Annotated in this window: 1 protein-coding gene; it reads right to left on the bottom strand. The window is 71.5% G+C overall.

All coding sequences use genetic code 11. The features are described from left to right. On the bottom strand, positions 1 to 346 hold a 346-nt coding region (locus H7U32_RS10345; protein ID WP_204469934.1), incomplete at its 3' end, for a helix-turn-helix transcriptional regulator. Positions 347 to 446: the final 100 nt, after the last annotated feature.

Below are 446 nucleotides of genomic sequence, written 5' to 3'. Positions count from 1 at the left end.
CCGGCAGGACGGCTTGTAGTGCGTCGACGCTGCCCTGCACACGTAGGGTGACGCGGCAGGCGAAGGGTTCGTAGGCGATGCCGCGCTCCAGCCGCGTGGCCCCGTCGACCGGCACCGGGCGGGGCACGAAGCTGTCGCCGGTCTCACGCGCCTTGTCCATGCGATCCACGCGGAAGCTGCGCCAGTCGCCGCGGTCGATGTCCCAGGCGATCAGATACCAGCGGCGGCCGTAGTTCGCGAGCCGCAACGGCTGCACATGACGCTGGCTCGCATCGCCGGCGTGGCTGCGATAGCCGAAGCGCAGGACGCGCGCATCCCGGCAGGCGGTGGCGATGTCGCTGAGCATGCCGGCATCGACCAAGGGCGGCATGCCGCCGCGCAGCGACAACGTGACCGCGTGCAACGCCGTGGCGCGACGGCGCAGCCGCGTCGGCATCAACTGGTCG

It is taken from the genome of Bifidobacterium pullorum subsp. saeculare (assembly GCF_016899725.1).
Classification (GTDB): domain Bacteria; phylum Actinomycetota; class Actinomycetes; order Actinomycetales; family Bifidobacteriaceae; genus Bifidobacterium; species Bifidobacterium pullorum_C.
Note: the sequence above shows the minus strand (reverse complement) of the source record. Positions and strands in the feature narration are given on the sequence as shown.